The organism is Acinetobacter sp. RF14B, from assembly GCF_006864105.1.
Classification (GTDB): domain Bacteria; phylum Pseudomonadota; class Gammaproteobacteria; order Pseudomonadales; family Moraxellaceae; genus Acinetobacter; species Acinetobacter lwoffii_C.
The window spans coordinates 1-19,292 of record NZ_SMTB01000031.1 but is presented as its reverse complement, the minus strand read 5'-3'; the positions used below and the strand labels follow the sequence as shown (position 1 = coordinate 19,292).

Annotated in this window: 17 protein-coding genes, 1 rRNA gene and 1 pseudogene; 3 read left to right on the top strand and 16 right to left on the bottom strand. The window is 41.8% G+C overall.

Going from position 1 to position 19,292, the window contains the following annotated elements:
• Positions 1 to 5: 5 nt before the first annotated feature.
• A complete protein-coding gene (locus tag E2K52_RS06590; protein WP_151204353.1) occupies positions 6 to 620 on the bottom strand; it encodes an NUDIX hydrolase in 615 nt (204 codons plus the stop codon).
• A 122-nt stretch (positions 621 to 742) separates the two neighbouring features.
• On the opposite strand from E2K52_RS06590, the gene E2K52_RS06585 reads away from it, so the two are divergent.
• Positions 743 to 1,291 (top strand): NUDIX hydrolase, encoded by a 549-nt coding sequence (locus tag E2K52_RS06585; RefSeq protein WP_161981129.1) that lies wholly within the window; start codon positions 743 to 745, stop codon positions 1,289 to 1,291.
• A 447-nt stretch (positions 1,292 to 1,738) separates the two neighbouring features.
• Here the strand turns inward: E2K52_RS06585 and E2K52_RS06580 are convergent, their stop codons facing one another.
• From E2K52_RS06580 to E2K52_RS06555, 6 genes are all read right to left on the bottom strand, one after another.
• Positions 1,739 to 3,682, bottom strand: coding sequence for a hypothetical protein (locus E2K52_RS06580; protein ID WP_151204351.1), 1,944 nt, complete (start codon positions 3,680 to 3,682; stop codon positions 1,739 to 1,741).
• 20 nt (positions 3,683 to 3,702) lie between these two features.
• Positions 3,703 to 4,836: a putative pilus assembly protein FilE gene (gene filE, locus E2K52_RS06575; protein ID WP_151204350.1), complete on the bottom strand. Its 1,134-nt coding sequence runs from the start codon at positions 4,834 to 4,836 to the stop codon at positions 3,703 to 3,705.
• 7 nt (positions 4,837 to 4,843) lie between these two features.
• Positions 4,844 to 6,508, bottom strand: a complete 1,665-nt coding sequence (locus E2K52_RS06570; RefSeq protein ID WP_151204349.1) for an OmpP1/FadL family transporter — start codon at positions 6,506 to 6,508, stop codon at positions 4,844 to 4,846.
• 12 nt (positions 6,509 to 6,520) lie between these two features.
• Complete coding sequence (locus E2K52_RS06565) at positions 6,521 to 7,738, bottom strand: hypothetical protein (protein ID WP_171478817.1); 1,218 nt, start codon at positions 7,736 to 7,738, stop codon at positions 6,521 to 6,523.
• Between the two features lie 35 nt (positions 7,739 to 7,773).
• A complete protein-coding gene (locus tag E2K52_RS06560; protein WP_151204347.1) occupies positions 7,774 to 8,607 on the bottom strand; it encodes a C39 family peptidase in 834 nt (277 codons plus the stop codon).
• A gap of 184 nt (positions 8,608 to 8,791) precedes the next feature.
• Positions 8,792 to 9,817, bottom strand: coding sequence for a DUF6160 family protein (locus E2K52_RS06555; protein ID WP_151204346.1), 1,026 nt, complete (start codon positions 9,815 to 9,817; stop codon positions 8,792 to 8,794).
• A 261-nt stretch (positions 9,818 to 10,078) separates the two neighbouring features.
• Here E2K52_RS06555 and E2K52_RS06550 point away from each other — a divergent pair, with 261 nt between their 5' ends.
• Positions 10,079 to 11,437, top strand: coding sequence for an anthranilate synthase component I family protein (locus E2K52_RS06550; protein WP_151204345.1), 1,359 nt, complete (start codon positions 10,079 to 10,081; stop codon positions 11,435 to 11,437).
• Between the two features lie 93 nt (positions 11,438 to 11,530).
• Here E2K52_RS06550 and hisC read toward each other — a convergent pair whose 3' ends face one another.
• Both hisC and hisD read right to left on the bottom strand, forming a co-directional pair.
• On the bottom strand, positions 11,531 to 12,622 hold the full coding sequence (gene hisC / locus E2K52_RS06545; RefSeq protein WP_151204344.1) for a histidinol-phosphate transaminase: 1,092 nt from the start codon (positions 12,620 to 12,622) through the stop codon (positions 11,531 to 11,533).
• A 170-nt stretch (positions 12,623 to 12,792) separates the two neighbouring features.
• Positions 12,793 to 14,094 (bottom strand): histidinol dehydrogenase, encoded by a 1,302-nt coding sequence (hisD, locus tag E2K52_RS06540; protein ID WP_161981127.1) that lies wholly within the window; start codon positions 14,092 to 14,094, stop codon positions 12,793 to 12,795.
• Between the two features lie 9 nt (positions 14,095 to 14,103).
• Between hisD and E2K52_RS15390 the strand changes: the two genes are divergently transcribed.
• Positions 14,104 to 14,268, top strand: coding sequence for a hypothetical protein (locus E2K52_RS15390; RefSeq protein WP_227548218.1), 165 nt, complete (start codon positions 14,104 to 14,106; stop codon positions 14,266 to 14,268).
• Here E2K52_RS15390 and E2K52_RS15385 read toward each other — a convergent pair.
• From E2K52_RS15385 to rrf, 7 genes and pseudogenes are all read right to left on the bottom strand, one after another.
• Positions 14,215 to 14,379, bottom strand: a pseudogene (locus tag E2K52_RS15385) (DUF4272 domain-containing protein); the annotation flags it as partial. The gene E2K52_RS15390 and the pseudogene E2K52_RS15385 sit on opposite strands and share 54 nt — an antisense overlap.
• A 241-nt stretch (positions 14,380 to 14,620) precedes the next feature.
• Positions 14,621 to 15,322, bottom strand: a complete 702-nt coding sequence (gene hisG, locus E2K52_RS06530; RefSeq protein WP_151204342.1) for an ATP phosphoribosyltransferase — start codon at positions 15,320 to 15,322, stop codon at positions 14,621 to 14,623.
• Positions 15,319 to 16,578: a UDP-N-acetylglucosamine 1-carboxyvinyltransferase gene (gene murA, locus E2K52_RS06525; protein ID WP_151204341.1), complete on the bottom strand. Its 1,260-nt coding sequence runs from the start codon at positions 16,576 to 16,578 to the stop codon at positions 15,319 to 15,321. The genes hisG and murA overlap by 4 nt, the downstream gene beginning before the upstream one ends.
• Before the next feature lie 7 nt (positions 16,579 to 16,585).
• Positions 16,586 to 16,837, bottom strand: coding sequence for a BolA family iron metabolism protein IbaG (gene ibaG / locus E2K52_RS06520; protein WP_151204340.1), 252 nt, complete (start codon positions 16,835 to 16,837; stop codon positions 16,586 to 16,588).
• Between the two features lie 134 nt (positions 16,838 to 16,971).
• Positions 16,972 to 17,304, bottom strand: a complete 333-nt coding sequence (gene hpf / locus E2K52_RS06515) for a ribosome hibernation-promoting factor, HPF/YfiA family (protein ID WP_151204339.1) — start codon at positions 17,302 to 17,304, stop codon at positions 16,972 to 16,974.
• 165 nt (positions 17,305 to 17,469) lie between these two features.
• Positions 17,470 to 18,915: an RNA polymerase factor sigma-54 gene (locus E2K52_RS06510; RefSeq protein WP_151204338.1), complete on the bottom strand. Its 1,446-nt coding sequence runs from the start codon at positions 18,913 to 18,915 to the stop codon at positions 17,470 to 17,472.
• Positions 18,916 to 19,172: 257 nt separating this feature from the next.
• Positions 19,173 to 19,287: ribosomal RNA gene (gene rrf, locus E2K52_RS06505) — 5S ribosomal RNA — on the bottom strand.
• Between the last annotated feature and the right edge of the window lie 5 nt (positions 19,288 to 19,292).

Genomic DNA, 19,292 nt, shown 5'->3' with positions numbered 1-19,292 from the left:
CCTGTTCAATAGTTAAAAAATTTGGAGCGTGTAAACACAGGTGAATTCAGTAAAAATGGCCAGTCTTTTTTATAATCCAAACCATACTGAAATAATGAAATCAACATACGCGCCGTCAGGCCCCAGACAATTTCATTCTCCACCCGCATACTCGGAAAATATAAGGACTGCTGGGCAAAGCGCACTTCATAAGGTATCGGCTGGGCATCCAGCAAATGCTGTAAAGAAACAAAAAATATCCGGTCAATTTCTGAAGGCTGAGCAATCAGCTCAACCTGTGGTGGAATCAGTCCGACAATTGGTTTGACCAGCATGCCATTTCGGGCTTTTTGCATGGGCAAATCACCCATTAAATGTACATCAAAAGGGCTGAGTGCCGTTTCCTCATAGGCTTCTCGCAGAGCCACGACAATATTACTGGTATCCTGTGGATCACGTTTCCCGCCTGGAAAGGAAACTTCTCCGGCATGACTATTCAGATAAGCCGAACGGCGTGTCAGTAATACTTTGGGATTAGCTTCATCTGTAATAGCAATCAACACAGCAGCATGTGCAATCTGAATACGTTTGGAAAAACGTAAACGTTGCTGTAACTTTTGTGTCAATTCCAGCTCATGCATTGATTTTTCTCCTGATAAGGATGATTTCATCATAGCTGATTTTTGATTCAACTGGATAGAAATGATGCCAAAATTTGATTTTTCAGTTATCCTGACCTTACCCAGTATCATTGATGATGAATATGAACTTCTGTGTGAATTGTGGACATACGACAACAGATAAAATTCCTTTAGGCGACCAGCAGCTTCGCAAGGTATGTACCACCTGTGGATATATTCATTACATCAACCCCAAAATTATTTGTGGTGCCTTGGTGGTCTGGGAAAATAAAGTCTTGCTCTGCCGCCGTGCAATCGAACCACGTTATGGTTTATGGACTTTACCCGCCGGCTATATGGAACTGTTTGAGACCATGGAACAAGGGGCAGCGCGGGAAACTCGTGAAGAAGCCGAGGCTGAAATCGAGATTGAACAGTTGTACTGTATGTATAATATTCCGCGGATTGGCCAGATTTATGTCCTGTTTAAGTCCACCCTGCTTAATGGAAAATTTGGCGCGGGTGAAGAAACCATTGAAAGCCAACTGTTTGAGGAAGAAAATATTCCCTGGACAGAACTGGCCTTTCCAAGTGTAGAGCAGACACTTCGGCATTATTTTGAAGACCGTAAAACTCATCATTTCCCGATGCATCTGGAAACTCTCGGTACACGTCTGGATCACACCGGTTAAATGATAAAGTCGGAAAATCAGTAAAAAAGTTGGCTTAAAATGAAGCGTGATCAGTAAGAATCCTTAGAAATATTTTTTATCTTCTATAACAAGCGCTTATTGTTTTTTCCAATATATTCAAAAACTTGAATTAAATAAATTACTTTTTTCAGCAAAATAAGAATCTCCCACCTACACCAAAAATCTCTGCAAAAGCCAACATCTGTTCTTAGTTTTTATGGATATCAAAACCGCACTATGACCCTCAACTCTTACACTTATTCTAGAAACCGTCATTTTTAATATAAGTCCACTTTATATTTCAAAATACAGTGGTACTTTCTGGATTGAATTATAAATGAGGTTTTTGAACAGCTACTTTCAGGAACCTCAAACAAAAAATGCCAGTCAATTTTTTTCACTGACTGGCATCCTGCTTTAAGACAGGTTACTTATCTATAACTTTTATTATCCATTGGCCTTCGCCTTAACCTGATAACACTCAGCCAGTCTAAAAGAGACTTCTCCACCACTATATTTCGCCACCTCGATCTCAGCAGGGCTTTCATCCGTATTATTGTTATTATAAATTTTCTGGAAGCTGGCATAGGTATTGGCCCAACCAACATTTTCTCCAGCAGAGTTAGCGAAACTGACCCGTCCTGCTTGTCCAACTGGTGTACTCAGCACATGGTTTAAATTCAGTAGCGCTCCTCCGACCACAATCAGATCAGCTGAATTACTTGAACCTTGAATACTCGAGTTCAGTCCAATCAAGGCTCCATTCAATGAAGCAAACACCGGATCTGCGAAGATCAAACGCATGGATACCGTTTTATCCTGGGTAAAGGCACGCCCCAAAGTACCGAGTCGGTATTGTTGCACGCCTCTTTCATCCAGAAGATTACTTGCCAAGACGTCCCCTGTACAACCGTTCACTGGATCAGTCGAAAGTTGGGTGGCTGAGTGACGGTTGGTACGCACATTGCCATTACTGTCAATCACAATTCCGACTGTCACCGGATCAACACTGCTCTCTGTAAATTTAAACTCCAGATTACCGTACATTGGAAAGATATAGCTCTCTCCTGGGCGAACATTTTCAACTGTTTTAAAAACTTGCCGGTCCAGATAACTGATTGGATAAATCTTATAAAGATCTACGCTTCCCCTATAATCTTCATTGTCCGCATTCATGCGCCATAAGCCTAAGCTTGCACGGTCATTGTCATCTAAACTGGTTTTACCAGTGATCAGTTTATAGAAATTTTCTTTTCCAGCCATCACATAATCACTGAGCAAACGCCCCTGATAAACCTCAAGTTGGCTCTCATTATTTGCCTCTTTATGCCCAATATTCATTTTATAATTTGAAATAGTCTTAGTTGCAGGGTGAATCCATGAGGTCTGAGGATTTGCGGTCATCTGCTGGGGTTTGACTTTACGGATTAACTCGGCATTGATTCCTCCGAGCGAACTCAGATTACTATCAGCAAGCTTTAACTGGCTATCACGCCATTGCAGTCCACTGCCGAAAGTATAGCCTTGACGATCGGTAATCAACATGAAATGACCAAACAAGTATTTATTTGTTTTATCTTTAATATCACAACTTGGTTTATTACATCCCGTCAGGCCATCTGAACCCGAGAACTGATTGCCGATAATCCCGGATGTGGAGAATAAAGAAAATTCTGGCTGATAGACCGCAGCATTGGCAATATTGGCTAACTTTTCCACCACCTTAAATGCCTGCTCATCACTAATCTTGCTAATATCCAGTGCCGGTTTCAGGATTTCTACAAAGTCAGTATCCGTCAATTTAATATTTTTGCTGAGCTGATCCAGGGCTTTACGACTATCTTCGATATAGAGCGGCTGTACATCTGTCGGATTATAAATATTCCCTTGATCTAGTGCCATGGTCTGCCAGATTTTCACCAGTTTCATCGCTACCTGAACCGTGGCATCCGAAGGTTTCAGCTCATATACAGATCGGCCAGTAATACCTTTGGCAATATCCAGAACACTCAAGCGTGGAAGCTGGCTGGTCGTGCTCAAGCTCAGAAACTCACTCAGTTTAATTGATCCAAGCTCAATCTTACGTCCACCATGACTTTCAATATAGAATTCCACATGATCCGTTTTTTGGCAGCTTCCTGAAGCCACTCCATCGCGTACATTAAACAAAGTAATAAACTTATTTTCTTTATCTCCGCTACAATTAAATTTCAGACCATCTAATGGATATTCAAGTCCCCACTCCAGACAGTTACTTGCTGTAGGATTACAAGAGCCGTTGGTTGTCGCTTCCTCGGGTTCTGGTATGACGTTGGCGCTTTCTCCTCCGCAGGCGGTTAAAGCCATCACCAGGGTAGTTAAAGCAAATGGATATAATAAATTCTTTTTCATTTTTTTTACTCAAATTATCCTTAACGAATTGCGACCAGTTTTAATTGTCCGTAATTAGTGAGCTGCTTGTCTTCAATATCAATCGCTGAAGCTAATGGGGTTAATAACAGATAGCGAGCCTGTTCTGGGACCTGGATAATCCCTTCAATATACTCATGTCGTATAATATTCGCTGCTTGTTGCTGACTTTTAAAGCCCCCTGCTCCTTCGAGTACACAAGCTTTCTGATCTAAAAATACTGCAAATGGCCAGTAATAAGCAGGATTATGCTGGCGCGCTGCATAAGACTGAATCTGTACATTTTTAATACCCGGATCAAGCCTCACTATTTCAAAATCAAACTCATCCGCCTTTAAAGGTGCGCGTGGCCATAAATTGATACGTTTACCTACAATCATGTGTTTGGCCTGCTGAACTTTTTTATGCTTAAAACATTGCTGTCCCAGACTCTCAACAGTTTCTAACTGTGAAATACGATAATAGCTTTGCGCAAGTGTAATAGGAGCCGTATCTACACTCGGACCAGCAAATAAAGATTTTAGAATAGACTGCCCAACGCCTTTCTCACGCTCAACCGTTTGTATTCGGGTTGATCCTATATTCTTATCCACCACTCCTTCCGGCATACTGTAAAAACGCTTTTTGCCTTCTAAATTAAACTCTTTGCTTTCCAGATATTCACTCTCTACATAATCCACGCCATCTATGTGACTAAATCCACTCTTTGGAGCAGGTGTGAGATGAGGAAGTGTGACAGCTTGCTGAGGTTTGGATTGAGATACATTGGAAGCTGAAAAACTTGTTACCTGTGTAGCTGCCTCTACCTCTGGATACCCGACTTTAGCTTCTACTTCTAGTTGTACTGGTTGTACCAACCTCATTTCTGGCTCAGCCTTGGTCACATTATTTTCTGATGCGCTCTGTGACTTCTGCCGTGCCTGTTGGGAGAGGACTTTGGGAGAAGAGTAAGATACTGAAGCAGGTTGAACTTTTTTTGTCGTAGTTTTCTGCTCAGTAGCAGTACGTGGCACCACCAAAGGTCGGCCATCCGGACCAATGATGCTAATAAACTCTTTAGCATAGCTATACCATGACCATGATCCCAAACTCATGGCGAGTAATAGCTTTAACCCTGTCTTCCCTGCTTTCATCATATTTTTCTTACCAGCGTGTACGATAGTTCAAACCTAAAATAGTAATCTTGGTATCTGTTTTGACATTCAAGCCTGCATAAGGGTTGAGCAACAGGTTATTGACACCTGTCTGATTCGCCAGGCTACTGGTATTGGCAGGAATGTTATCTTTACTGCGCAGAAAGCCAATAGATAAGTCCAGATCGGTATCAGCATCGAAACGGTAACCCAGTCCTAGGCCAAATAACTGTGCCCCATTAATAGGAACCATCGTATTTCGTTTATCCTTAGGAATTGCACTGGTTCTTGGCTCATAGCCCGCACGTAGTTTTAAACGGTCGGTCGCTGAATATTCTACTCCTATGCCGAAGTTCCACGGCGATTCAAATCCTAAAGGCAAGGCAAGCGAAGAATCCGTGACATGCGGGGATAAAAGTTTGGCAATTTTTAAAGCAGAAATACTACGGTCAAATTCAAATTTAAACTGCTCCCATGCTTTATAGTCCGTCCAGCCAATATCAAGATTAACTTGTAAATCCGGCATGAGTTTATATTTAATACCGGCCTGAAAGTGGGCTGGATATTCAAAATCCATCGCCACCAGACCTGATTCACTGCTAGGAATATAATTGGGAAAACCCAGAATCGCAGCCAGGATCTGACCGGTTGGTGAAGTCATTAATCCCCGAATCAATTCCTGAGGTGCTTTAGCATTATCAATATGATATTTGCCCTTTAAGCGCATTTTTGCCGCGCTTTGATAAACCATACCAAAACTAAAGTCTTCCGTTGGCTCCCATAAGATACCCAAGTTATAACTTGGACTGAGGTTCTGCTCCAGTGCCAGCTCCATTTGGCCAAATTTACCAAATGGATTCATCCCTTCTTCAGCATTACAGATTCCGAGTAATAAAATATCGGTAATGATGTCGGAGTTTTCTTTAAATGGTGTACATACGACTTCATCAATCATACGTAACATGCCGATCAGCTCATTCGGAAAACGTAAATCTGTTTTCATGGCAACGGCCTGATAAGACATTCCCACAGATGCCCCAATCGAAAGCTGGTCATTAATCTCATAACCAATGGATGGGGACAGATAAGTGATCCTTTCCAAAGCGACCTGCTGTCCCATAAAGTTGGCGGGATTACCATCTTCATGGCCAAAACCTGCAATTAAAGGTGCATATACAGCTGTAGCATAGGTTGCTTTCGATCCAGGTGGATTATAAGCGACTCCCATCGTCGGTGCCGCAATCGGCAAACCTTCTCCCAAATCCACCATTTTTTTCAGAATAGGCACATACAGGCTGACATATTCTACATCGCCGTTAACCGGTCCCTTGAAGTCGGTACACAGGTCAGATGAAACTTCTGGTCCGTCGTGACAGACTAGAGGATCATCAGAATAACCGAAGACGTTATAGCCTGCTGGAACACTAAACTCACGCTGAATATTGAAATCTGCAATAATAATTTGTTGCTCGGTTTGCAGACCATCAATCTTGGTAAGTCCTGCCGGGTTAAAGTGAATGGCATTCACCCCTGGAGGGTCTGCAGTCACCGCATTCCCCATGGACAATGCACGCAAATCAACCGAAAGGTTGGTTCCCAACTGTGCAAAGGTATAACTTGAACAGCCCGCAAGAATAATTCCTGTTAATAACGGGCTGAGTCGAATGTTCTTCATACGACAGCCCTCTTAACTGATTTTCTTGCCGAAACCTAAAATATCCAATGGGAAGGAAAGCCCCAACGAAACATCTGGTGCATCTTCTGTCAAACCCAAGCCCAAGGTTCCATTCACAATCGTTTCTGGAGACACCCGCACTCCTAGAGAAATTGCAAAAGTTGAACTGGTCTGATCTGCAGCCGAATAGCTCTCGCCCGTGTTATAGCTAAATTCTGCGCCCGTGTTAAAGCTTTGCTGATAAGACATGGTCATCGAAACATCATAATTAAATGAATAGGCAAAACCGAAAGCAAAACCACCGCTAATGCCTGGATCAAACTCTTCAATGATGCGTCGGCCGCGAATTTGGTTTAAACCGGATTCTTTGAATCCATAATTTGCCGAGACGGAAGCAAAGAGAACCACCGGATCAATATACTTACGCGTACTTGCACCTATACCGACAGAATAATAACCCTTACCTGCTGCCAGATCCGTTGCAGCATTAATTTCATAAGGACTTTCACCAGTTTTGGTCGATATATTGCCAAATAAAATGAGTGGTAAACGGCCTGCTTTTAGCGGAAAGGGTTCCCACCGTGCGCCTAAATTAATATCTCCAAGCCCTGCAGTAGAGGTGTCTTTTAACAGATCACTTTTCGCCACCAAAGGTAAGGATGCTGTTAAAGTTAAATTATCTTTTAAACCATATTGAAAAGTGAATGTATTGGTCAGACTATGCGTTGCATTTTCCTGGACACGTAGCTGGTAAAGTTGGCCTTGCGCCATTTCCATATCAAGCTGAGTATCTCGATAATAGGTATAATCAATATCATAATAAGAGGAAATCTCACCTTTTTTAATCAGTGAGTATTGACGTTCATTTGAAGTAAATACTTCTTCTAAATTTCCAGCCTGAGTAGTATCGCCCTCTTGTTGCTGTAAGGCTTGAGAGGCATTGGTGCTTTGTGTTGCCTGAGGTTGGGCTGGCGTTTGAGTTTCTACAGAGGCTGTGGTGTCAGTAGCTATTTCTTCTTGGACTATTTCATCTGCACCCAGCTTTACCTCTTCAACAGAAGATGATTCCACTTGACTGGTTTGAGCTGCTGCAGCAGTCTCAATGACCTTTTCATCTACACTTTCATATTCACCCAATGCTGGTTCTTCAGCAGCAAATGCAACTCCCATTACCATTTGAATACTGAGTACCAAAAACGTTTTGTTCATCCATTTACCATTCATATCCATTTCACCATTTTAATTTTTATAGCCAGGTTCTGGTTTTATTTGTTTTTGTAATACAGCCTTAGGAAATTATATTGATATTCCCCAAATTGCTCTGATTCTGTATTGCGATTACGGTCCATACGGATTGTTGAAGCTTTATCGGCAATTTTATCCATATAAAATTGTGGATATTGCAGGTCAACCAAGGCATAACGGTTAATCGTTGCATCCTCTACATGCCGCATATCGGTGTCTTTTAAGGTCAAGAAATTTTTTCGATATTGTTCTGGCACATTAATTAAATAGAGAGTGTTATTTTCCCAAATATCTTTAAAACGCTGTACATCAAAACTGATATTCCCCAATGCCGGATCAGCTACATAAACCCGTCCATCTTTATAAGCTTTATAAACAACGAAGTGCTTAAATCCTGCATAAGAAATAGGCACAATTGCAGGCTGCCCCTGTTTGACCAAATCGTCGAACTCACCACGATACCCCCCGCTTTCCAAACCTAAAGCAGCCACAAAACGCTTCATATCAAGAAGAGAAAAACTACGGCGCTCAATGATTCTGTCTGTTTCACCAAATTTGATCAGACCATTCATCACCTGCTCTTCATCTAATTGTGTGCCTACATAACCATTCAGCAAAGTGGTGAGCGCAGCGGAACCGCAGCTATAATCATAAGCTTGGCGTACAATTCCCTGGAACTGCTCGAAAATAGCAGGTTTGACTTCTACCGGTTCACGGTGCATACGCACAAAAGAATCATTTCGTGAATCAAGAACTTCAGTATAGTGAACAGCTCCTTGCGGCTGTTTTTTAATATCCAGAGCTTCTTTGGCAGCGTAATATATCAATGCCGAGCCCAACGCAATCTCTAACATATTTATTAACTTTTCTTATCATCAGCAGAATATGCTTACTTTTATTTTTATAGAGTATTCACTCTACTTCCTTGTAACTAGCAAGATACCTTTTTTTTCAAAAAAAAACAGCATTTTTTTATTTTTCAGATAAATATTTATGCGTAAAAAAAGCGCGTGTAAACACGCGCTTTTTTATGCAATATTAACGACCAGAAATCGTAATAACTGCGCCTTTTGTATATGTGCCAGCAGATGGCGAATAATAAGTTTGAAGACCTTGGACTTCCATATCACCAATTGAACCTGCGGTGCGGCTACCTAAATGGATGCCTTTAATATATTGGTCTTTTGCCCCCGTATCATTACTTACGATACGGAGATGTGCAGCCTTACCGACCGTGGTAGAAGGGCCAACATAAGCATCATTAAATACGGAGATATTTTGACTAATGGTTAAATCTTTAGAGTTTGCATCAGCCACTTTGATACTCTCGATAAAGATTTCACCCGCTTCTTGAGTAGCTACAGGAACAGTATTACCGCCAACTGTAACCTCGCCAATAGATTTACCTTTTGTCGAGTTATCAAGGATACCTAGGTTTTTGATTTCCAGACCGCCCACCATTGTTGTATTTAACTTGATCATTGCACCTTGAGGAGCAGCACCGACCTGAATATTCGCATCCATTGTACCGGTTACGATTTCCAGACCACTTAAAATCGCATTATAATTGCTTGTAGAAGCACCACGACGGATAGAAGTCGCACTTGCATCTGGCATAGCATTCGATGCAGCCACACCAATTTCACCAATATTAATCTTTAAACCTGAAACTTGCGCAGCAATATTTAAGAATGCCCCACCATTGGCAGTATTACCCGCATCCGAGTCAATCTGCAAATCAGCCAAGTTCTTAGACGCCAACAGGGAGTCATAGTTTGCACCAATGACGAGACCATGATTTTCATTTACGCTGCCGGCCTTGCCATCACCTTTAATTACAATGGCACCCGCTGTAGCTGTTCCACCCGTAGTGCTAGTATTTAAACCATCATTGTCATGAATAAAAAGTTTATCAATTTCAATTTTTGAAATACCGATCCCGATATTGATACCATCTTGACCCGTTGTGGCGCTAAGAGATGCATCATCCATGGCTTGCATCGCCATCGCATTTGCACTGAAAGCAATTGAAGTCGCTAAAGCTAATTTAGTGAATTTTTTCATTGTTTACTCTCCCAAGAGTACTATTTTTTTGGTTGTGAATCACTCAGTGTTCAGGTTGTATTTTTTTATTTTCTAACAACCCAAAACATCTTTCCTTGAGTAATTTTGCTCGCCCACTTAACTTAGCGTTGAGGCGGATTTTGATCAACTGTCGTTGGTCGCAATCTACGGCTTACCGACAAACGGTATTTGGCGATTTAAAAGTATTTTTTGTGCTGCTTGATATAAAATAATAGGTCATCTCGAAATCTATTAATTTGCATGACCAAGACCTTGTATCAACGTCCTTTAAAAGTTCTATCTCCTTTGCTTGAAGATATGCTGTCTAGATTAAACAGCCTAGATCATCTGGTCTATTTAAATAATGATGGCCAACCTTTTATTGCCTGCTGTGCACGGGAATATTTTATTGTTCAGGCTGAACAAGTGAGGGGATTTAAAAGAATCGGTATTGATCAATATCACCCTCATAATATGAAATTTGATATAAATTTCCTTCATGATCAACATACAATGACAAATGAAAAGAATAGTTTTTCAGGAGGCTATGTCGGTTTTATTGGCTATGATTATGCTGCTCAACAGCAGGTTGATTATCCAAATAAATCCCAGCCTGCTTTATTTTTAGGTCAATTTAACTCTTATATTAAACCGATTGCCGGGGATTGGATATTTTATAGTGATGATCCTCAAGCAGACGAGATGTTTAATTATATTCAGCGCCTTTTAATTCAGCCCTCCCGTCTGCCAGAACTTCAACTTAAAAACCTCTGTCAACCACGCTGGAATAAATCTACCTATGATCAGGCATTTCAAAAAATTCAGGATTATATTGTTGCTGGTGACTGTTATCAGATTAACTTAACCCAAGAGTTTGTGGCTCGGGCCGAAGGCTCATTATTAGCAACTGCCTCAAAATTTTGGCAACTGACTGATGCACCGTATTCAGGGTATTTAAAAATTAATGATTTTGAATTATTAAGCTGTTCGCCCGAGCTGTTTATTGATTTTGAAGCGAATCACAAAATCGTCACCAAACCGATCAAAGGCACTATGCCACGCTATAGCGATCCAGTTCAGGATGAACAATCGAAACAAAGATTACAATCTTCAAAAAAGGATATGGCAGAGAATGTCATGATTGTTGACCTATTACGTAATGATCTGAGTGTTTATGCGGAAACAGGTTCAGTTAAAACACCAAAACTTTTTAATATTGAAAGCTTTAATCAAGTACATCATATGGTGAGCGAGGTGGAAGCAAAATTGAAACCTGAAGTAAACCCTTTTGAGGTACTAATGTCTGCCCTTCCCGGCGGCTCAATTACCGGTGCTCCCAAAATTCGTGCCATGCAGATCATTAAAGAACTAGAAGGTGCTCCGCGCGGTGCCTATTGTGGCTCGATGGGGTATTTTAATCAGGATGGTACAGGCTCCTGGAATATTCTGATTCGCTCCATTCAGAAGTACCAGCAAGATGTTTCCTTGTGGGCAGGCGGCGGTATTACCATTGCCTCTGATTGTGATGCCGAATATCAGGAATGCTTTGATAAAGTTTCAGCCATGATAGATTTATTAAATACCTGGTATATGCCCAATCTACAAAAAAGCGAATCCTGAGATTCGCTTTTATTAGATTTAAATTTTGTCTCACTTTCCTGTTAGAAAAGACAAGAGTTTGTGTTGGTAAAAGGAGGATTAAAAGAGATAGAATCAGGCCAAAATATCATCTTTCAATGTATTGACTAAACGCTGATTTTGCTCATCCGTTCCGATAGTAATCCGTAGATACTGGTTAATCCGCGGTTTATTAAAGTAACGTACAATAATACCTCGTTCACGTAATTCTGCTGCTAATTCACTCGCATCTTTTGTAGGCAAGGTTACAAAAATGAAGTTGGCACTCGATGGTAAAATTTTAAATCCGATTTCAGTTAATTGGGCAATCAGCTGTTCACGACTGGCTATCACCTTCTGATTTTGTGCTTCAAAATAAGCCTGATCTTCAAAAGAGGCTACTGCCGCAGCTATGGCAAAACGATCCATCGGATAAGAGTTAAAACTGTTTTTTACTGCTTCCAGTGCTGCAATTAAGTGTGGCTGTGCAATGGCAAAACCCACACGTAAGCCTGCAAGCGACCGAGATTTCGACGTTGTTTGACAGACCACCAAGTTTTCATATTTCTCCACCAGACTGACGGCAGATTCAGCACCAAAGTCCACATAGGCTTCATCAATGACAACCACGGAGTTTGGATTAGCCTGAAGTACCTCTTCAATCGCTGCCAAGCCTAAGGCAATACTGGTTGGCGCATTTGGATTGGTGATGATAATCCCGCCATTTGGCTGCTTATAATCATCTACCACAATCTCAAAGTCATCATTTAATGGCAAAGCCTTGGTTTTTACCCTAAAGAATTGACTGTAGACCGGATAGAAACTGTAGGTAATATCCGGGTAAAGCAAGGGCAACTCTTGCACAAAAAATGCTTTAAAAATATGCGCAAGCACTTCATCAGAACCATTACCCACAAAGACATTTTCAACAGCGACATTTTGCTGTTTTGCAATGGCCTGTTTGAGTTCGGCAGCATCTGGATCTGGATATAAACGTAATACATCTGCTGAATTGGCTAACACTTTTTGCACCGCTTCCACCACTTTTGGAGAAGGCGGATATGGGTTTTCATTGGTATTTAATTTTAATAAATTTTGGATTTTGGGCTGCTCCCCTGGTACATAAGGCTCTAGCTCACATACTTCAGGGCTCCAAAAACGCATTTGTTCTGTAGTGATATTTGACATTTTCTTTCTCTTTATACTCAACTTACATCAGGGTAAGCCCTCTCTCTTCAGAAGAGGGTTTGGGAGAGATAAACGCCCAACTGAGAAATTATTTGTATTCTCCCTCATCCTAACCTTCTCCCTGAGGGAAAAGGGGTTTGGTATTGTTTTAGAATGTGGGGAAAACTCGATTATTGATAACGATAGCGTGCTGAACGTGCGTGAGCATCCAGATTTTCTTGCTGTGCCAAGATATCAGCGGTTTTGGCTAGGATTTTCACACCATCTTCAGAGCACATAATCAGGCTGGAACGCTTTTGGAAATCGTAGACACCCAGTGGTGATGAAAAGCGTGCTGTACCTGAGGTTGGCAAGACATGGTTCGGTCCTGCACAGTAGTCCCCAATCGCTTCAGGAGTATAGCGCCCCATAAAGATGGCACCCGCATGACGAATCTCTTCGGCCATGTGCTGCGCTTCATTTAAACAAAGCTGCAAGTGCTCCGGGGCAACCTGATTAATCAGCTCAATAGCTTCCTGACGATCTTTTACAAGAACCAAAGCGCCACGATTGGCAATTGAAGTACGGGCAATCTCAGCTTTAGGTAATGCAGCCAAATGCTCTTCAATCGCTTGCTCAACGTCATTGAGCAGTTGTTCATCAGGGGTGATAAAAACCGCTTGCGCAACCGTGTCATGTTCAGCTTGTGACAAGACATCCATCGCAAGCCACTTGGCATTATTTTCACCTTCAGCATAGACTAAAATTTCAGAAGGGCCTGCAATCATGTCAATGCCAACTTGACCAAACACTGCTCGTTTTGCCGCAGCGACAAAACGGTTTCCCGGTCCTGTGATCTTATCAACAGAAGGAATGGTCTCTGTACCATATGCCAAAGCTGCCACTGCTTGTGCGCCACCAATGGTAAAGACGCGATGTACACCCGCCAAATAGGCTGCTGCAAGGACTAAAGGATTCAGTTCACCATTCGGTGCAGGCACCACCATGATAATTTCCGGTACCCCCGCCACATGTGCTGGCACGGCATTCATTAACACAGAAGATGGATAAGACGCCAGACCACCGGGCACATAAATACCCACACGATCCAGTGGTGTAACTTTTTGACCGAGTGTGTTACCCAAGGCATCAATATAGGTCCAGCCGTCCTGTTTCTGGGCCTGATGAAATTCGCGGATACGGCTCGCAGCCAGCTCCAGCGCCTCACGGACTTCTACAGTTAAACCCTCAAATGCCGCTTTAAGTTGTTCCTGAGTCAGTTCCAGATCTGAAAATTGATGCGCTGGATGTCGATCGAACTGCTGAGTAAGTTTAAGAACATGAGCATCACCATGCTGACGTACGTCTGCAATGATTTGGTCTACGGTTTTTAAAAGTTCAGGATCACTCACTGTTTCAAAAGCCAACAAGTCAGCAAAAGCCTGCTTGAAGTTCTGATCTTGAGTCGATAAACGTCGCATCAATTTACCCACAAGGTTGATATGGAAAAGATTAGTTTACCTTGTTTCCATGTGATTGTGGACAAGATAACACCGGCATTTCAACTTGAACTGATTGGAAATTACTTTTACTCTTGCCAAAATCGGGTACTCAGTGCTGACATGCGGGTGATCCCAATCACTATCATGCTGGAGCAGCCAATTTAAAGCGCCATGTCGTTCAAGTACAATCGATGAATTTAATTCTGCAGGTGCCTGTTGTTGTTTCAGTCTTGCATCGACACATGTCCAGTTATAGCAATAGATTAAATCAGCTTCTCAATCAATGGTAGCCAATCAATATAAGTGACCGATTCTAACTGTAATCTGGAAAAAGACTCTTGTTTGCTTTGTTGCAGCGTTTTCACTAGATTCTCCCTTACCTATAAAATATTTTTTAAAGCATCTTGCCTCTATCAAGTTGGCCGGTATCAATTGGTCGCGGACTTATCTTGACTTAGGTGTTCTGATCCAAATATAAAAAAACCGCCCTCAAGGGGCGGTTCTTCATGGCATGGAACTAGGCTTTTTTTGTCTGCTCACGTGCTTCAACAGCTTGTTCTAGCTGTGCCAAAATCGGATTCAATAAAGTTTGCTTACGCTTAAAACTGGCTTTATTGACAATCAGACGTGATGATACTTTGCAAATCTCCTCCAAAGGCTCCAGGCCGTTGGCACGTAGCGTATTGCCAGTATCCACTACGTCAACAATGTAATCGCCCAAACCGACCAATGGAGCAAGCTCCATTGAACCGTAGAGCTTAATGACGTCCACTTGTTCGCCAAGGCTGGCATAGTATTGACGGGTCAGATTTACATATTTGGTGGCAATTTTTAAACGGCCTTTCGGTCGAACCATGCCCACTTTACCCGCAGTCATGAGTTTGCAGTTGGCAATCTTTAAGTCCAGAGGTTCATAGACATTTTGCGCACCATGCTCCATGAGCACATCCTTACCGGCAACTCCAATATCTGCTGCACCATTTTCCACATAAGTCGGTACATCAGAGGCACGTAAAATCAAGATACGTACCTGCTTATGGGTAGTTGGGAAAATCAATTTACGCGATTTATCCGGATCTTCAAGTAAATTAATCCCTGCTGTTTCAAGCAGCGGTAAAGTTTCTTTTAAGATACGGCCCTTGCTTAGTGCTAAAGTTAAACCATGATCAAAATTGCCCATTACGTCAAAGTTTGGATCATCGTTTCTCATTTCGCTCATTCACTTACTCGCTTAATTTGGGCGCCTAGACCTTGTAGTTTTGCTTCGACCTCTTCATAACCGCGATCAATATGATAAATACGGTCAATCAATGTTTCCCCTTCAGCCGCCAATGCCGCTAAAACCAAAGAAAAAGAAGCACGTAAATCTGTCGCCATGACTGGTGCAGCAGATAATTTTTCTACACCTGTGACTACAGCATCATTACCTTCGACCTGAATATTTGCACCCATACGGGCCAATTCAGGTACATGCATGAATCGGTTTTCAAAAATCGTTTCAGAAATGGTGGCAAAGCCCTGAGCAATGGCATTCACAGCCATCAATTGTGCTTGCATATCTGTCGGGAATTCTGGATGTGGCAAAGTACGAAAGCTGACGGCTTTTGGGCGTTTACCCATCATGTCCAGCTCAATCCAGTCATCACCACGGGTAACTTCTGCACCCATTTCCTCGAATTTTTCCAATACCACTTCCATTAAAACTGGATCGGTATGCGTGGTCTTCACACGCCCCCCGGTGATCGCCGCAGCCGCCAGATAAGAACCCGTTTCAATACGGTCTGCAACTACCGAATATTCACAGCCGTGCAGGCTTTCAACACCTGTGACAACAAGCGTATCAGTATCTATCCCTTCAATCTTGGCACCCATTTTAATCAGCATTTGCGCAAGATCAGTAATTTCAGGCTCGCGGGCTGCATTACGAATGGTGGTCACGCCTTCGGCTAATACCGCTGCCATCAGGATGTTTTCTGTACCACCCACGGTTACCATATCAAAAACGACTTCACCCCCTTTAAGGCGCCCATCGACTTTGGCATTGACATAACCAGCTTCAACTTCAATTTCTGCCCCTAAAGCTTCAAGGGCTTTTAAATGCTGGTCGACTGGACGTGAACCAATCGCACAGCCACCCGGTAAAGAAACTTTTGCACTGCCATAGCGCGCCAATAATGGACCCAGCACTAAAATAGAGGCACGCATAGTTTTTACCAGCTCATAAGGTGCAAACTGATTATTTAATGTAGACGTATCTGCAACGACCGTGTCGCCTTCATAGGACATAGTAATACCTAGGCCTGCAATCAGCTTGACCAGCGTCTTTACATCTTTAAGGCAAGGTACATTTCTTAATGTAATTGGAGAGTCAGCAAGAATCATTGCTGCCAATAAAGGAAGTGCCGCATTTTTGGCACCAGAAATGCGCACTTCACCTTCGAGCTTGATACCGCCCTGAATTAAAAATTTATCCATTAAATGATTAAGCTCCAAATAAGCTTGCTTTGCGCCATTCTTCTTTTGTCATCGCGCGAATTGTTACTGCGTGAACTGCACCACTGGCAATATGGGCATTGAGAGGAGCATAAACAGCTTGTTGGCGTGCAACTGGACGCTTACCTTCAAATTGATCATCCACAATACGGAGATCAAATTTTCCGCCCTGACCACTCACAGCAACATCCGCCTCGGGGAAAGCGGCTTTTAAAATTTCAGCGAGCTGTTCACTATTCATCACAAGACCTCTTATAAGGCTAAGGGTATAAAACCAGCCATTTTACTATAAATAGAAAAAATAGTTCATTAGTCTATCCATTATACGCATAAAAAAAGAGGCTTTTAAAAAGCCTCCTTCTTATATTGAGCCATTTAGCCCATTAAAACCTGCTGATGCAAGTGCATTTCCCGATAACGATCAATTTGTCGTTTTAATTTTTCTGTCAGCAGTTTAATTGAGGTATACATATCATCCGCATTGGCATGAGCAAAAAATTCAATACCGGGTAAGCGTATAATCGCTTCGGCAATATGATTGCTGCTGCCTTTTTTTGAGCGCTTGTCTATTTGATGATCTTTGGAGAGTTTTACCTGCATACTATTCACCTGATCGAGGTGTTTGGTCATTTGCGAAAACTGATTTTTTATACGCTCTTCAATTGCTGGTGTAATTGATAAATGATGTCCACGAATTGTTATTTGCATAATTCTATCCCTCACCTTCGTTAGGATTAGACGAGTCCCAGAAAATAACCTAATACGCTTATTCAACATATAAAATTGGGAATTAAATTATTTTACTGCGCCTCAAAATAAAATAGATTCATTACACGGTCATAATGAATCTTTAGAATAGTCAAATTTTTAAGCTTAGATCAAGACTTTTCGTTCAGAAGATGACGGGATATGTAACGATTCACGATACTTTGCAACTGTACGACGTGCTACATCAATACCATCTTCTTTTAATAAATTTGCAATGGCATTATCGGATAAAGGTTTACGTACATTTTCTTCTGCAATCAATTTTTTAATTTTAGCGCGAATGGCCGTTGAGGAAGCTTCACCGCCAGAAGTCGTACTGACATGACTTGAAAAGAAATATTTCAGCTCAAACAGACCACGCGGTGTCAGCATAAATTTATTGGTGGTTACACGAGAAACAGTCGATTCATGCAACTCAACTTCTTCCGCAATATCACGCAATACCAGCGGCTTCATGCCCTCTACACCAATTTCCAAAAATGCCTTTTGATGTTCAACAATACAGCAGGCCACTTTCAAGAGTGTTTTATGTCGTTCATCAATACTTTTAATAAAATTCTTTGCCTCCAGCATCTGGTTACGCAGATATTGATTATCCTCACTCTGATCGGCCCGACGGATCATATTGCTATAAAAAGAATTGAGTCTAAGCTTTGGCATTACATCCGGATTTAAAGCCACATGCCAACGACCATTTTTTTTCCTCACGACCACATCCGGAATCTGATAATTGCAGGTTTTATCCTCGAACTCCTGTCCCGGATAAGGTTTAAGTGTCTTAAGCAGATCAAGCGCACAACGCAGTTGATCCTGATTTAAACCGGTCTGTTTAATTAACTTCGGTAATTCATTACTAATGAGCAGCTCATAATGCTGCAGTAATTTTATTGCATCCTGTCTACAAGGCGTAGTGACAGCTACACCTTCAAGCTGAATCAGCAGGCATTCTGCCAGATTCCTTGCTCCAACCCCTACTGGATCAAGGCGTTGAATATGTTTCAACACCACCGACACTTCATCTTCTTCAACCACTTCCTCATAATCCATAGAGGCAAGCAATTGTTGTACCGATGCAGTAATCTCTGCAATGTCTGTATCTAAAAAACCTTTATTATCTAGTGAGTCAACAATACAGTAGGCAATGAGCTGATCAACCTTGGAAAAGTGTAAAAGATTAATCTGCTCAAGCATATGTTCTTGCAAGCTTTGCTGCCTCTGGCGATTATCCTCACGCTCTTCAAAATCTGCCGCGCTGAGACTGGTAGGTTGATGGGTATAAACATCATCCCAATCTGTATCAACTGGTAAATCATCAGGAAGATGATCTGCATTTAACGCATGGGTTAAATCTTGTTGATCTACATCAATTGTTGAGAGGTTTTCAGTGCTAATTTGCTCTTCAACTTCTTCTAATAAAGGGTTACTGTCTAGTTGTAATTGTATTTCTTGTTCCAACTCTAGGCTGGATAATTGCAATAAGCGAATCGCTTGTTGAAGCTGCGGAGTTAAGGAGAGCGAGTTTGCAATTTTCAAGCCCATGGATAATTTCATGTACCCTCCTATTATAGAAATCTCATTTTATAAGCAATTTTTATGCCGTTTTATTTGTTATAGCATAGTTTTTATAAATTCCACACTCACCTTCACTTATTTATAGTTTTATTGATATTTTAAAGATGGATACCCTCAACTCCTTTCTTTGCACTCTATTTCTCTAGCAGGACATCCCAACCATTGTTCTGATTTTTATTTTTCATTTTATAAAAAAGAAATCCCCCTGCTTTTTAGCAGGGGGATTTTGAATAATGAGCTGGCGATGACTTACTCTCACATGGGTAACCCCACACTACCATCAGCGCAAAGAGGTTTCACTTCTGAGTTCGGGAAGGGATCAGGTGGTTCACTCTTGCTATGGTCGCCAGCACAAC